The sequence below is a fragment of the Rhodoferax sp. genome, from assembly GCF_023700745.1.
In the GTDB taxonomy this organism is placed as follows: Bacteria; Pseudomonadota; Gammaproteobacteria; order Burkholderiales; family Burkholderiaceae_C; genus Rhodoferax.
This window is the reverse complement of the sequence record NZ_JAMPYG010000004.1, coordinates 136,988-150,832: the sequence shown is the minus strand read 5'-3', so window position 1 is coordinate 150,832 and position 13,845 is coordinate 136,988. Positions and strand designations below refer to the sequence as shown.

Here is a 13,845-nt window from a genome sequence, read left to right as displayed (position 1 = left end):
TGACGCACTCGCCATGTCCAACTTACCCGCCTGCCCCCAATGCACCCTGGAGAACACCTATCCGGACGGTGACAACTATGTCTGTCCGGACTGTGGTTTTGAGTGGCCGCAGGCGGTGGCGTCTGAAGGCAGTGACGAGGCCGGTGGGCCGGTCAAAGATGCCAACGGCAACCCGCTGGCCGATGGTGACACGGTGATCCTGATCAAGGACCTGAAGGTCAAGGGGTCTTCCATCGTGCTGAAAAAAGGCACCAAAATCAAGGGCATTCGCTTGCCCGAGGGCGCGGGTGACCACGAGGTGGACTGCAAGACCGACCAGGGCGGGTTCATGCTCAAGGCCGAATTCATGAAGAAAGCCTGAGCCCCGCCATGACCACTTCTTCCCGTTTCTGGGCTGACTGGACCACGCTTGACTTTGAGCGACTGCGCAGCGGTGGCGAGGTGGCGCGCACCATGGCCGTGTTGCCGGTGGCGGCAACCGAGCAGCATGGCCCGCACCTGCCCTTGAGTGTGGACAGCGTGCTGGTCGATGGCATCGTTACGGCCACGCTGGAGCACTTGCCGAACGGTTTGCCGGTGCTTTTTTTGCCAACGCAAAGCATCGGCCTGAGCCCCGAGCACGTATGTTTTCCGGGCACCCTGACGCTCAAGACCGAGACCATTCTGCGGCTTTGGACCGACATCGCCGAGTCGGTGGCGGCCACCGGCATCCGCAAGCTGGTGCTGTTCAACAGCCATGGTGGCAATGTCAGCTTGATGGACCTGGTGGCGCGCGACCTGCGTGCCCGGCTCGACATGCTGGTCTACAGCGTGAGCTGGTTCAATTTGCCGTTGACAGACGCGCAGGGACAGGATGTCAATGCTCTGTTCAGTGCCGAAGAACACCGCTTTGGTGTCCACGGCGGCGACATCGAGACGTCGATGATGCTGGCGCTCGACCCGGCCCACGTGGACATGGCGCTGGCGCGCAACTTTGAGTCCAAGGCACAGGCGCGCGCCAGCCACTTTGAGATTCTGGGCAACGGCAAAAGCGCCAAGCTGGGCTGGCAAACCCAGGACTACAACCCGGCTGGGGCGGTGGGCGACGCGGCCAACGCCACGGCAGAAAAGGGTCGGGCCATGGTGGCCGCAGCCGGGCTCGCGCTGGCCAGGCTGCTGGCTGAAGTGGATCGCTTACCCGCCGACACCTTGCTCCCCAAACCCGCGCTCGGGTAATGGCACCCTACGACCTGCTGGCCCTGGGGGCCGCTGCCTGCTGGGCGGTGGGCAGTGTGATGTCGGTGACGCCGGCGCGCCATCTGGGTGCTTTTGCCTTTACCCGCTGGCGCATGGCCATGGTGGCGGTGATGTTGTGGACCGTGGTGGCGGTCCAGGGCAGCTGGCACAGTTTCGATGGCCACGCCTGGGGCATCATGGCCATCAGCGGCCTGATTGGCATCTTTATTGGCGACACCGCGCTGTTCTCGGCCATCAACCGGTTGGGGCCACGCCGTGCGGGTGTGCTCTTTGCCACCCACGCCGCCTTCAGCGCGGCGCTGGGCTTCGCGCTGCTGGATGAAAGCATGAGTTTGCAGGCCCTGTCGGGCGGGTTGCTGACACTGGCAGGCGTGATGCTGGCCATTCTGCTGGGTCGCCATAAAGGCGAAACCCATGCCTGGGAGGCAGACCACGGGCATGTGGGAACGGGTGTGGCGCTGGCTTTGCTCGCGGCGCTGTGCCAGGCCGTGGGCTCCCTGATAGCCAAGCCGGTGATGGCGCAGCAGGTGGACCCGATCATGGCTTCGGCGGTGCGCGTCACGGTGGCCACTGCCGCGCACGCTGTGTTGTTGTTGGCGGGTTTTCAGGCTGCTCGCGCCAGCCAGCCGCCCACGCTGCAGGTGTTGGCGCAAACCGGCCTCAATGGTTTCATTGCCATGGGCATTGGCATGACGCTGGTGCTGCTGGCGCTGGAAAAAGGCGACGTCGGCATGGTTGCCATTCTGTCGTCGGTGTCGCCCATCCTGGTCTTGCCGTTATTGTGGCTGCAGCTCAGGCGTGCACCAGCCCCCGGGGCCTGGCTGGGTGCGGTGCTGACGGTGGTGGGAACGGCATTGATTTTGTGGCGTTAGGTGTCTGCCAGCTTGACCCGTTAGAGGTGATTCCCTAAATATTTTGCTGCGCTGCAACAAAAAAGACTTGTGCAGACCTGGGTTGTCCCTATAATTCAAACCATGCTGCACTGCAACATAAACCGCTCACCCGGATGTTTCAACGCAATTAACCCCATCAAAGGAACACATCATGTTTATCACTGCTGACCAAATCACTGCCTCCAACCAAGCCGCTTTCGACACCACCAAGGCGCTCGCTACCAAATCTTTCGCTGGCTTCGAAAAGCTGGTTGACCTGAACATGGCAGCTGCCAAGGCCTTGATGACCGAGTCTTTCAGCAATGCCCAGGCTGCACTGGCGGTCAAAGACCTGCAGCAAGCGCTTGCCCTGCAAACCGGCCTGGTCGCCCCTGTGGCTGAAAAGTCGGTGGCTTACAGCCGTCACGTATACGGCATCGCTGTTGAAACCGGCGCTGAATTCACCAAAGCCTTTGAAGGCAAAGCTGCTGAAGCGCAAAAGGCGTTCAACCAAGTCGTTGAAAACGTGGCCAAGAACGCACCGGCTGGTACCGAGTCGGCTGTGGCTGTGTTCAAGAGCGCTCTGGCTTCCAGCCAGACCGCCATTGACTCTGCCCAAAGTTCGGCCAAAAAGGCTTTGGCTGTGGCTGAAAGCAATATCGCTGCCGTGACCGAACAAGCACTGAGTGCTGCCGCAGCTGTTGCCAAGAAGGCTTGATCACCCACTGCCTGCGGGCAGTCTGAAAGGCACCTGCGGGTGCCTTTTTTTTGGAGAGGGCGCGGCGTCAGGTGTGGTGCATCCATTTCAACGTGAGACGTACCACGGGTTGGGCAACGCGCCCGGGCGCAACGTCATCGCATCAAGCCGGTAGACTGGCGGCGTAGCTTTTCAGTGCCACGGCCAATGCCGCCACGCCGCGGTGAATCTCGTCCACACTGGGTGTGACAAATGACAAACGCAGTGTGCGCTCGTCGCCATGGCCGGCGTAAAACGGCGCGCCCGGCACAAAGGCCACACCTTGTTCGACGGCAAAGGGCAACAAATCCACCGCGTTCATTCCTTGGGGCAGGCGTGCCCACAAAAACATGCCGCCTGCAGGGGTGTTCCAGGTCAGCGATTGATCGGGCCGGCTGCCGGCATCGGGGAAGTGTTGCGTCAGCGCATCCAGCATGGCATCGCGCTGTGCTTTGTACAGTGCGCGAATGGTGGGTACATGGCGGTCCAGAAAGCCGTCTTTCATGACCTCGGCAATCATGCGCTGGTTAAAACCGGGGCTGTGCAGGTCGGCAGCCTGCTTGGCTTGGAGCAGTTTGGGATAAACCGCTTTCGGTGCCACCACAAAGCCCAGGCGCAGGCCTGGTGCCAACACCTTGGAGAACGAGCCCAGATAAATGCAGCCATCCGGGTTGCGTGCGGTCAGGGGCGCGGGCGGCGGTGTGTCAAACCACAGGTCGCCGTAGGGGTTGTCTTCAATCAGGGGCAAGCGACGTTCAGTTGCCAAGCTGCTCAAGGCCGCGCGGCGGCTCTCATTCATGGTGTTACCCGTGGGGTTTTGAAAATTGGGCAGCACGTAGAGAAAACGGGCATCGTCGGCTTTTTGCGCCAGGTCAGCGATGTCCACGCCGTGCGCGTCACTGGCCACGCTCACCACCTTGGGTTCCATCGGGATGAAGGCCATGACCGCACCCAGGTAGGTAGGCGACTCGACCAGGATCTTGCTGTCCGCGTCAATCAGCACCTTGGCCACCAGATCCAGTCCCTGCTGTGAGCCGGTGGTGATCAGCACTTGCGCTGGGTCGACGTTCCAGGGCAGCATCTCGGCCACCTGTTCGCGCAGTGGCCCGTAGCCCTCGCTGGCGGCGTACTGCAGGGCACCGGACGGGTCTTCCTTGAGTACTTTGGCGCATGCGGCATCAAACTCCGTTACCGGAAAGGTTTGGCTAGAGGGTAGGCCGCCGGCAAAACTGATGATGCCCGGTTTCTCGGTGACCTTCAGGATTTCGCGGATGACAGAGGGGTTCATGCGTGCGGCGCGACGCGCCAGATGCCAGGGGGAAGCGGAGAGGGTCATGAAGATGGCTTTGAGGTTCTGGAAAAAACAGGGGGTGGTGCAGAAAAACGTTTGCCCAAAAACACGGTGGCCATCACCGCGAGTGCAAATGCCAATGTTACCCATTCCAGGGGTTCACCCAGGATGGGAACGGCTGCCAGAATGCTCAAGAAGGGTTGTAGTAGTTGCGTTTGGCTCACTTTCAGGGCGCCGCCCATCGCCATGCCGCGGTACCAGGCAAAAAAACCCGCCCACATGGAAAACACGCCCACGTAAACCAGACCCAACCAGGCCGATGGGTTGACGCTGTGCGCCGGCCAGGTGAGCAGCGCACCGGGCACGGTCAGTGGCAGCGCCATCACGCAGACCCAGCAAATGACGCGCTCGGCACCCAGGGCGTGGGTGACTTGCGCGCCGTACACGTAGCCCATGGAGGCTGCCAGCACGGCACCCAGCAGCAGCAAATCAGCCCACTCGAAGCCAAAGCCGTGACCCTGCTGGTGGGCGCGCAGCAGTGAAAACACCACCACCAGCGCGCTCCCCAGACCCGCACACAGCCAAAAACCCAGGCGTGCCCGTTGGTGCAGCACCCAGGCGGCAATGGCCGCCGTGGTCAATGGCAGCAGCGCGGTGATCACGGCGGCGTGGCCAGAAGTGACCTGTCGCAGTGCAAAACCCAGCAACAGCGGGTAGCCGATGGCGTTGCCCAGCAGTGCCATGCCCAGTGATTTGCGTTGCGTGACGGTGGGTAAAGCAGATCGGGTCACCAGCAGAAACACCAGCGACAGTGCTCCGGCGAGCGCTGCCCGCCCGAAGGTGACAAACCAGGGGGAGAGTTGGGGTGCCTCCACCGTGCCTGTGGCCAGCCGCGTCATGGGCAGAGTCACCGCAAAGATCGCGACGCCCAGCACGCCCAGCCACATGCCGAGAGTTTCATGCCTCATGGCGTTTGTGGGCATCGCGCTGACAGGAATGTGCTCATTGGTCGGGTGCCGTCGGCCTAGACCGTAGCCATCCACAGCGCGGTGGCCACCAGTACAGCCGCCATGCAGCGGTTGAACCAACGCAAGCGCCGCCCGCCATGTTCCGGGTCGGCCAGCCATTGGCGCAAGAGTGTGCCGACCAACGCGTAGCTCAGGTTGCTGGCCAAGGCAAAAGCCAGCAGCACCGGCAATACCAGCGCAAATCGCGCCCAGAGATCGGCGCGTCCGGCCAGCCAGCCGGCCACCACGGTGAGGGCCAGCATCCAGGCCTTGATGTTGAGAAACTGTAGCATCACGCCCTGCGAAAAGCTCACGTTAAGCTGCCTGGCATTGGCTTGAGAAAGTTGGTGGGCCTGCCAGAGCTTCCAGGCCAGCCAGAGCAGGTAGGCCACGCCTGCGCCTTTGACGCCCAAGCGCAGCGGCGGTAAGCTCACCACCAGCGCACCCACACCGCTGGCGCACAGGCTCAGCAGCAAGCCCCAGCCCACCGGCACCGCCAGCACAAAACGCAGCGCACGACGCAAGCCAAAGTTGGCCGCCAGTGCCGTGGAGAGCGTGGTGTTGGGTCCGGGTGTGAAGCTCACCGCTGTGCACAGCAGCAGCAATGCGGTGATCTCTGCGCCGCTCATGCGGTGTGCACACCGAGTTCAGGTTGCGCCATGGGACGCTGGCTCGGGGCAAGGGCAGGCACTCTAATCAACGGATGGATGGCTCAATGAATCACGACCGGGTTCTGCGCCAGTTCAGCATATTGCTCCAGCGTGTCTTCCACCTCTTCCTGCGTTGGCGTTTTGGTTTGCCATGCAGAAATTTGCTGTTGAAACAGCTCGGCCCAGGAGCCGTCGAGGTACACCTCCTTGTTGGCGCGCTTGTCGACAATCTCAAAGCCGTGGCGTACCAGTTGCGGCACGATCAGCAGTTGCTCGCCCGCCTTCATGTCATCCGGCTGAACGTCTGCCGTGACGGCATTGGCCAGCATGTGGGTAACAGAATAGGTCTCAGAGTCGTAAAGCGTGTGCATACGTCAAATTATCCATGAATCCAGATGATCTTGAAGCTGGTTGCAAATTGCGGGATTTCAAGGGCTGACTGTGGCTGCAGTCGCTTCCCATTTTTGATCCACGTAATCACCATTGGCTTCGGTGATGCGGATACGTGCGGGCAGGTAAGCCAGGCCGGGCGCCAGCCAGACCTCGAGTTTCTGGTCATACATCTGACGTGGCTGGCGTACCAGTTTCAAACCCTGCTGGGTCCCGCCGGGCAGTTCCAGGGTTTCCATGTTGCCAAACGTGAACAGCCAGAGGTCAGCACTTCTGGGGCCAATGGTTTGCACCTGCAGCGTGGTGCCGGGGCTGAAGCCCTGGGGCGCGCTGGCAACCAGGGCCGCAAGTTGCGCCAGCACGCTCAGACGATCCTGGGCGCCGGGTTGCAAAGGAATGCTGGGGGTATTGGCGCTGAAGCTCACCAGACCCTGCGCACGGTTGAAATGCGCGGCTAATTCGCTACGGTATTTGTCAGAGAAGCGCTCTGGCGCCAGACCCAGTTGATCAATCGTTCCGCGGCTGGTCTGCACCCGTGATTGCCCCAAAGCATTGATGCTCAGATGCGCCTGGTAACTGCTTTCATCGTGCTGCCAGGTCAGCTCGCTGCGCAGCGTGTAGGGGAACTTGTTGGCATCAACCCGGTACACCAGTTTGACGGAACCCGGCAAACCGTCGGCGCGAAAGGCGACTTCCTGAACGGGCAGAACGGGCCCTGCTTCCATCACGGGCGCTGGCTCGGCGCTCACAAGGGGCTGCTCTGTTGCCGGGATGGGGACACTGGCCGGAGCTGAAGCCGGACTGGCGATGGGCTCAGCCGTGGGTTCGACAACAGGATTCACGTCAGTGTCGGTCGTGTCGGCTGCTGCCATGGCTGAACTGATGTCTGCCGGAACTGAAGGCGCGGGCGCCGTGACTGGCTGGCGTACTGGTTTCGGTTTAGGGGCTGTTCGCCGGGCTGGCTTGCCCTCAATGGCTACCGTTTTGCTCGGGGCTGGTTTGGAGGAGGTCGCCAGCACGACCGTGCGTGTGGCAAAACTGGAGCTGCCTTCCTGGGGCAACGCAGGCACATGCAGGGGGATTTTTTGCAGCAATACCAGGTGCACCAGCAATACCAGCAGGCCCAGGCTGAACCAGGTTTTCAAGGTCATGATGCAGGCTTCAACTGGCTCTGGCGTTACAGCTTCACGCGCGCGCGTCGCTCGGATACCACGTGTGTGAGGGCGTTGGTAAAGACCGGGCTATTGCCAACCGGATCGGTGATCAGGCTCCGCAAAAAGGCGACTGAATCGAAGGTGTAATTCATGGCATGGCGAGCCATTCAACTGGCGTACAGCGTGTCGAGCGCGGCAAAGCCCTTGACCTCGATCGGGTTGCCAAATGGGTCACAAAAAAACATCGTCCATTGCTCACCTGGTTGTCCGGCAAAACGCAATTCCGGTGGCAGGATGAAGTCGATGCGGGCCTGCTCAAGGCGCTGCGCCAGCGCCTGCCAATCGGGCAGCGCCAGCACCAGGCCAAAGTGCGGCATGGGCACCAGGTGGTCGCCCACATGACCGGTGGGTGAGGTCTTGAAAGGCTCGCCCAGATGCATCGAGAGCTGGTGCCCAAAAAAGTCAAAATCGACCCAGGTGGCCGTGCTGCGGCCTTCGCGGCAGCCCAGCACACCGCCATAGAACTGGCGCGTGAGGTCGAGATCGGTGACGTTGAAGGCGAAGTGAAATAAGCTGTTCATGGCCGACAGAATAGCAGGCACGACGCAGGGACGACTTGCTGTGCAGCGTCAATGCCATAATCGCGCCCGATGAATTCCCTGCTCACGTTGCGCAACACACCCAGTCTGACCCACGTGGCGCTGTTTGGGCTTGACTGACTGCCTGTCAAAAGCGGCGCCAAGTGCGACAGCCTGGCGGTCGGCCCCATCAAGATTTTTTGTGCCCCGCGGCTGGGACGGCAGTCCTGGCATTGACCGTGTCTCTGCGCCAGTGCACTGATTAAACCCAAAGGAAACCCCATGAAAATCAATTCCCTCCTGGCTGCTGCAGTCTTGTTCACGACTGTGACCGGTGCGATGGCTGCCGATGCCGCACTTGAGGTCCAAGCCGCTTGGGCACGCGCCACTGTCAAAGGTCAAATGGCGACCGGCGCGTTCATGACGCTCACTGCCAAAACAGATGGCAAACTGGTCGGCGTGGTCTCCCCGGCGGCCGGCGTGGTGCAGGTGCACGAGATGAAGATGGAAGGCGGCGTGATGAAAATGGCCGAGGTCAAAGGTGGCCTGGCGCTGCCAGCGGGTCAAGCCGTCGAGCTCAAACCCGGGGGCTACCACGTCATGCTGATGGACTTGAAGCAACCGTTGCTCAAGAACAGCACCCTGCCGCTGACACTGGTGTTCAAGGATGCCAAGGATGTGGAAAGCCGGATAGAGATCAAGGTGCCTGTCGCGGCCACAGCACCCGGGGCCATGGTCAAGCCAGCGCCCATGGACCATTCGATGCACAACATGCAGGGGATGCAGCCGGCTCCCCGGCAATAACGCCTCGTTTGGAGCGGCAATGGGGTAAGCTGTCGCCTGTGCCGTGACAACCACCCTTTAGGAGAGCAATATGAGTGATTCACAAAACGCCGGTTTTGGCAAATTTGTCCCCGGGTTTGATTTTTTGCAGAATCTGGCCAAGGGCGCGACACAGGCCGTGCCGCAAATGCCCACCATGTCCAGCTGGATTGCGCCTTCACTCAACGAAGAAGAACTGGACAAGCGCATCAGTGAACTCAAGGCGGTGCATTTCTGGCTCGATCAAAACGCCAAGGCGCTGGGCGCCACGGTACAAGCGCTTGAAGTACAAAAACTCACCCTGGCCACACTCAAAAGCATGAACCTGAGCATGGGCGACATGGCCAATGCATTCAAGCTCAAGGCGGCCGACACGGTGGCCAGTGAGGATCAAGTTGCGGAAAAAGCCGAGGTCAAGGTCGAGGCAAAGGCCGAAGAAAAACCTCAGGCTGTCGCTGACAAGAGGGAAGAATCGGCCGTGACGCCGGCTCCCGCTGCAGGGGCCGCAGGTCTGGTTGACCCGATGCAGCTGTGGACGGCGCTCACCCAGCAGTTCCAGCATATTGCCGCAGGGGCCATGAAGGAAGCCGGCAAAGCGACCGCCATGAACTTGGGCAAAGGCGCCGGCAATGGAACGGCAAAAACCGCCACGTCGCCAGCCAGGAAAAAAACGGCTGCCAAAAAGGTCCCGGCCAAAAAAGCCCCGGTCAAGGCGGTCAAAAAAGCAGCTGCCAAAACCAGCGCGCGGGGCCGTTAACCCCGGGAATTTGAATCGCAGGTCCCGCGCATGAAGTTGTTTCCCTATGGCCACGCCACCCACCCGCAGTGGGGCATGGCGGCCAACTTGGTGCTGGCCCAGCTGCGTGCCCAGATGGCGCTGCACGGCTATGCCGGCAGCCCCACCCTGGCGTTGCTCTACATCACCGACCATTATGCGGCCCATGCCCAGGAGATTCTGGAACACCTGAGCGCTGAATTGCCCGAGATCACCGACTGGTCCGGCACGGTGGGCGTGGGCATTGCCGCCAACAACGTCGAGTACTTTGACGAGCCGGCACTGGCGGTGATGCTCCTTGAGTTGCCCGGTGACCAGTACCGGGTGTTCTCCGGCGTGGCGCCGCTGGGCCTGGCATTCGAGGCGGATACCGCGCTGGTGCATGCCGACGGCCAAACGCCTGACGTGGCCGAGCTGATCGGGGAACTGGCCCAGCGCACCGATTCCGGCTATGTGTTCGGCGGCCTGGCGTCCAGCCGCGGTGCGGCGGTGCAATTCGCCGTCTCGGGCAATGGCAATGTCAAGGGACAGGGGGCTGCCAGCGGCGTGTTCAGTGGGGGCTTGAGTGGGGTGGTTTTTGGCCCTGAAGTGGCGCTGGTGTCGCGCGTCACGCAGGGCTGCCTGCCCATCAGCCGGGCGCACCAGGTTACCAGCGCAGAGCGCAACGTCGTGTTGACGCTGGACGGTGAGCCCGCGCTGGAGGTGATGCTGCGCGAGTTGAAGGTGTCGCTGGACGCCCCGCGTGAGGCGCTGCAAGCTGTGCGCGCCACGCTGGTCGGACTGACCGAGCCCGCCACCCTGACCGATGTAGCTCCCACCGTGACGCGTACCGGCAATTTTGGCCCGGATGTGCTGGTGCGCCACCTCATCGGCCTGGACCCGGCGCGCGCCGGTGTGGCGGTGGCCGACTTGGTGACCGAGGGCATGGAGCTGGCCTTTTGCCAGCGCAACGTGCAGGCGGCGCGTGCTGACCTGATGCGCATTTGCGCCGAGATCCGTGAGGAACTGGAGCCGCAGGAACAGGCGCTGGAAACAGCCTCTGCCTTGGCGCAATCCGAAGCCGAGGCGGCGCCGCACCCGGCGCGCGCCATTGCCGGCGCCATTTATGTGAGCTGTTCCGGCCGCGGCGGCGCCCATTTTGGTGGTGACAGTGCCGAGTTGCAAATCATTCGCCGTGCCCTGGGCGATGTGCCGCTGGTCGGTTTTTTCGCCGGTGGTGAAATCGCCCGTCACCACTTGTATGGCTACACCGGCGTGCTGACGGTTTTCACCGGCAAGTAAAGCGCAGGTCTCCTTTTGCCACGATGGCGTCTCATGCCATGATTCGCAGGGACGACTTCAGACCCCGCGTGCCCGGTCGGCCTTGAATTGCTGGCGGAAGGCGCCAAAGCTGCCGGCATCGAGCGCAGCGCGCACCTCACGCATCAGGTTCAGGTAGTAGTGCAGGTTGTGGATGCTGGCCAGCATCGGGCCGAGCATTTCGCCGCAGCGGTCCAGATGGTGCAGGTAAGCCCGGCTAAAAGCTCCGCTGATCGTGCCGTTGGGGCGCGTTGTGCCTTTGCAGGCATAACAGGTGCAGGTGGCATCGAGCGGTCCGTGGTCAGCCTTGTGGCGCGCGTTGCGCATTTTCAGGTCGCCAAAACGGGTGAACAAGGTGCCGTTGCGCGCATTGCGGGTCGGCATCACGCAGTCAAACATGTCCACGCCTTGTGCCACGCCTTCGACCAGGTCCTCCGGCGTGCCCACGCCCATCAGGTAGCGCGGCTTGTGCCAGGGCAGGCGGTGCGGCGTGTGCGCCATGATGCGCAGCATTTCTTCCTTGGGTTCGCCCACGCTGACGCCGCCCACCGCGTAGCCGGGGAAGTCCATGGCCACCAGTTGCTCCAGCGACTCCTGGCGCAGGCCCTCGAACATGCCGCCTTGCACGATACCGAACAGGGCGTTGGGGTTTTCCAGCCGGGCAAACTCGTCCTGGCTGCGCTTGGCCCAGCGCAGGCTCATTTCCATCGAAGCCCTGGCCTCTTGTTCAGTCGTTTTCTGACCCCGGGTCTTGGGTTCGACCGACAGGTAGGGCGTGCATTCGTCGAGCTGCATGGCAATGTCGGAGTTCAGCGTGGTCTGGATCTGCATCGACACTTCGGGCGACATGAACAGCTTGTCGCCGTTCACCGGGCTGGAAAAATGCACGCCTTCCTCGGTGATTTTGCGCATGGCACCCAGGCTCCAGACCTGGAAGCCGCCCGAGTCGGTCAGGATGGGTTTCTTCCAGCGCTCAAAGTCGTGCAGGCCGCCGAAGCTCTGCATCACGTCCAGCCCCGGGCGCATCCACAGGTGGAAGGTGTTTCCCAGGATGATTTGCGCGCCCATGTCTTCCAGGCTGCTCGGCATCACGCCCTTGACCGTGCCGTAGGTGCCGACCGGCATGAAGATGGGGGTTTGCACCATGCCATGGTTGAGTGTGAGCGTGCCACGGCGGGCATGGCTGCCCGCATAACCGGTGTCGGCCACCGGCGGGTCGGTTCGGAGCAGGTCAAACTGAACCACGGGTTGCGCCGGGTGCGGATGCGGATGGTCGTGTGGGTGATCGTGTGTCATGGCAATGAAAAAGAACTTGGCTTAGGCGCGCGTCAGCAGCATGGCGTCACCGTAGCTGAAGAAACGGTATTTTTCGCGAATGGCATGGGCATAGAGCGCCATGATGTGCTCGTGGCCGGCAAAGGCGCTGACCAGCATCATCAGGCTCGACTTGGGCAGGTGGAAGTTGGTGATCAGCGCGTCCACCAACTTGAAGCCAAACCCCGGTGTGATGAAGATGCTGGTGTCGCCGCTCACCTGGCCACTCGAGGCCCAGGATTCCAGCGTGCGCACCGTGGTGGTGCCCACCGCGATGATGCGACCACCGCGCGCGCGGCAGTCGGCAATGGCCTGTTGAGTTGCTGTCGGCACCTCATACCACTCGCTGTGCATCTGGTGCTCGGACAGGTCTTCTGTCTTGACCGGCTGGAAGGTGCCCGCGCCCACGTGCAGCGTGACGTGCGCGCGCTGCACGCCCACGGCGTCAAGCTGCGCCAGCAGGGCTTCGTCAAAATGCAGCGCCGCCGTGGGGGCGGCAACCGCGCCCAGGTTTTTGGCGAAGACGGTCTGGTAGCGCTGGGCATCCTCGGCCGAGTCGGCATGGGTGATGTAAGGCGGCAGCGGCACGTGGCCGTGGCGTGCCATCAGGGTGTAGGGGTCATCGCCGGCGTCGTTGGCCAGCACAAAGCGGAACAGCGCGCCATGTGCATCGGGCCAGCGGCCCAGCAGCGTGGCGCTGAGACGCTCGGGGTGGCCGGGCGCGCTGACGAGTGTGACGGTATCGCCAATGGCGGGTTTTTTACTGACGCGCAGGTGCGCCGCCACCTGGTTGCCGCCCAGCACGCGCTCGATCAGCAACTCGAGTTTGCCGCCGCTGGCTTTTTCGCCAAACAGGCGTGCATTCATGACCCGGGTGTCGTTGAACACCAGCAGGTCGCCGGCCTTGAGCAGTGCTGGCAATTCCCTGAAAACCCGGTCGGTGGGCGCGCTGGCGCTGCCGTCGAGCAGGCGTGAGCCACTGCGTTCAGGTGTCGGATGCTGGGCAATCAGACCGGCAGGAAGTTCAAAGTCAAAGTCGCTCAGGCAGTAGCGACGGTGTGCATCAGGCGGATTGGACATGGGGCGGGCAAAGAGCGCGGCGTTGCGCTCCAGAAAGAAAAAACAAGCGCGATTGTCGCTGCGTTAGACCGGCCAGACCACGCCGTGATCGTTCAGAATGGCGTCCATCGGCAGGTCGTGCGGTTCGGGTTCAAAATCGGGCAAAAAGTCGGTGCCAAAGCCCAGGCCGACGGTGAACGGACGCGGCTTGATGTTGGCCAGGGTGCGGTCATAAAAACCGCCGCCATAACCCAGACGGTAACCGCCGGCGGCATAGCCGACACAGGCGACAAACAGCAGTGTGGGCGTGATGACCTCGGTGTCTTTGGGTTTCGGGATGCCGTAAGCGTCTTCTTCCATCGGACAACCGGGGTACCAGGTATGGAAGGCCATGGTTTTGTGAACTTTGTCCACCACCGGGAGTCCTATTTTTCGCAGTTGCTGTTGCTCGATGAGTTCGCCGTCTTCTTTCCAGCGGTGCAGGGCTGGCAGCGGGTCAAACTCCCCCTTGATGGGCCAATACGCGCCAATCACGGTGTCGGGACGCCCCACCAGCCAGATGCGCAGCACCTGCTGCAGCATGGCAACACGCTGCTGGCGGTCCGGTAGTCGCAAACGTTGCTCAATCAGCCGCTTGCGTAAAGCTTTTTTTTCAATGGCCT

Annotated in this window: 17 protein-coding genes; 7 read left to right on the top strand and 10 right to left on the bottom strand. The window is 61.9% G+C overall.

Annotation, left to right across the window (positions count from 1 at the left end; translation table 11 throughout):
- Positions 1–13 precede the first annotated feature (13 nt).
- The 4 genes from NDJ10_RS05965 to phaP all read left to right on the top strand — a co-directional run bounded on the left by NDJ10_RS05965 (position 14) and on the right by phaP (position 2,826).
- On the top strand, positions 14–361 hold the full coding sequence (locus NDJ10_RS05965) for a zinc ribbon domain-containing protein YjdM (RefSeq protein ID WP_296160283.1): 348 nt from the start codon (positions 14–16) through the stop codon (positions 359–361).
- Between the two features lie 8 nt (positions 362–369).
- Positions 370–1,215, top strand: coding sequence for a creatininase family protein (locus NDJ10_RS05960; RefSeq protein WP_296160282.1), 846 nt, complete (start codon positions 370–372; stop codon positions 1,213–1,215).
- Positions 1,215–2,108, top strand: coding sequence for a DMT family transporter (locus NDJ10_RS05955; RefSeq protein ID WP_296160281.1), 894 nt, complete (start codon positions 1,215–1,217; stop codon positions 2,106–2,108). Before NDJ10_RS05960 ends, NDJ10_RS05955 begins: the two co-directional genes overlap by 1 nt.
- 172 nt (positions 2,109–2,280) lie before the next feature.
- Complete coding sequence (phaP, locus tag NDJ10_RS05950) at positions 2,281–2,826, top strand: TIGR01841 family phasin (RefSeq protein ID WP_296160280.1); 546 nt, start codon at positions 2,281–2,283, stop codon at positions 2,824–2,826.
- A 142-nt stretch (positions 2,827–2,968) separates the two neighbouring features.
- Here the strand turns inward: phaP and NDJ10_RS05945 are convergent, their stop codons facing one another.
- The 7 genes from NDJ10_RS05945 to NDJ10_RS05915 all read right to left on the bottom strand — a co-directional run bounded on the left by NDJ10_RS05945 (position 2,969) and on the right by NDJ10_RS05915 (position 7,917).
- Positions 2,969–4,180, bottom strand: a complete 1,212-nt coding sequence (locus NDJ10_RS05945; RefSeq protein ID WP_296160279.1) for a PLP-dependent aminotransferase family protein — start codon at positions 4,178–4,180, stop codon at positions 2,969–2,971.
- Positions 4,177–5,103, bottom strand: coding sequence for a DMT family transporter (locus NDJ10_RS05940; RefSeq protein WP_296160278.1), 927 nt, complete (start codon positions 5,101–5,103; stop codon positions 4,177–4,179). The genes NDJ10_RS05945 and NDJ10_RS05940 overlap by 4 nt, the downstream gene beginning before the upstream one ends.
- 56 nt (positions 5,104–5,159) lie before the next feature.
- Positions 5,160–5,771, bottom strand: a complete 612-nt coding sequence (locus NDJ10_RS05935; RefSeq protein WP_296160277.1) for a LysE family translocator — start codon at positions 5,769–5,771, stop codon at positions 5,160–5,162.
- Positions 5,772–5,854: 83 nt separating this feature from the next.
- Positions 5,855–6,163 carry a DUF3567 domain-containing protein gene (locus NDJ10_RS05930; protein WP_296160276.1) on the bottom strand — a complete coding sequence of 103 codons (309 nt, stop codon included), beginning with the start codon at positions 6,161–6,163 and terminating at the stop codon, positions 5,855–5,857.
- A gap of 57 nt (positions 6,164–6,220) precedes the next feature.
- Positions 6,221–7,333, bottom strand: a complete 1,113-nt coding sequence (locus NDJ10_RS05925) for a DUF3108 domain-containing protein (protein ID WP_296160275.1) — start codon at positions 7,331–7,333, stop codon at positions 6,221–6,223.
- Between the two features lie 26 nt (positions 7,334–7,359).
- Positions 7,360–7,488 carry a hypothetical protein gene (locus tag NDJ10_RS05920; protein ID WP_296160274.1) on the bottom strand — a complete coding sequence of 43 codons (129 nt, stop codon included), beginning with the start codon at positions 7,486–7,488 and terminating at the stop codon, positions 7,360–7,362.
- Positions 7,489–7,503: 15 nt separating this feature from the next.
- Positions 7,504–7,917: a VOC family protein gene (locus NDJ10_RS05915; RefSeq protein WP_296160273.1), complete on the bottom strand. Its 414-nt coding sequence runs from the start codon at positions 7,915–7,917 to the stop codon at positions 7,504–7,506.
- A 279-nt stretch (positions 7,918–8,196) separates the two neighbouring features.
- On the opposite strand from NDJ10_RS05915, the gene NDJ10_RS05910 reads away from it, so the two are divergent.
- From NDJ10_RS05910 to NDJ10_RS05900, 3 genes are all read left to right on the top strand, one after another.
- The gene (locus tag NDJ10_RS05910) at positions 8,197–8,718 is read left to right on the top strand and encodes a copper chaperone PCu(A)C (protein ID WP_296160272.1); all 522 of its coding nucleotides are present in this window, start codon (positions 8,197–8,199) and stop codon (positions 8,716–8,718) included.
- A gap of 70 nt (positions 8,719–8,788) precedes the next feature.
- A complete protein-coding gene (locus NDJ10_RS05905; RefSeq protein ID WP_296160271.1) occupies positions 8,789–9,493 on the top strand; it encodes a PhaM family polyhydroxyalkanoate granule multifunctional regulatory protein in 705 nt (234 codons plus the stop codon).
- A 30-nt stretch (positions 9,494–9,523) separates the two neighbouring features.
- Positions 9,524–10,792 (top strand): FIST N-terminal domain-containing protein, encoded by a 1,269-nt coding sequence (locus tag NDJ10_RS05900; protein WP_296160270.1) that lies wholly within the window; start codon positions 9,524–9,526, stop codon positions 10,790–10,792.
- A 57-nt stretch (positions 10,793–10,849) separates the two neighbouring features.
- Here the strand turns inward: NDJ10_RS05900 and tgt are convergent, their stop codons facing one another.
- The 3 genes from tgt to NDJ10_RS05885 form a co-directional block, all read right to left on the bottom strand.
- Positions 10,850–12,055 (bottom strand): tRNA guanosine(34) transglycosylase Tgt, encoded by a 1,206-nt coding sequence (tgt, locus tag NDJ10_RS05895; RefSeq protein ID WP_296160322.1) that lies wholly within the window; start codon positions 12,053–12,055, stop codon positions 10,850–10,852.
- Positions 12,056–12,127: 72 nt separating this feature from the next.
- Positions 12,128–13,204, bottom strand: a complete 1,077-nt coding sequence (queA, locus tag NDJ10_RS05890; protein WP_296160269.1) for a tRNA preQ1(34) S-adenosylmethionine ribosyltransferase-isomerase QueA — start codon at positions 13,202–13,204, stop codon at positions 12,128–12,130.
- Positions 13,205–13,267: 63 nt separating this feature from the next.
- Positions 13,268–13,840: a 5-formyltetrahydrofolate cyclo-ligase gene (locus NDJ10_RS05885; protein ID WP_296160321.1), complete on the bottom strand. Its 573-nt coding sequence runs from the start codon at positions 13,838–13,840 to the stop codon at positions 13,268–13,270.
- Positions 13,841–13,845: the final 5 nt, after the last annotated feature.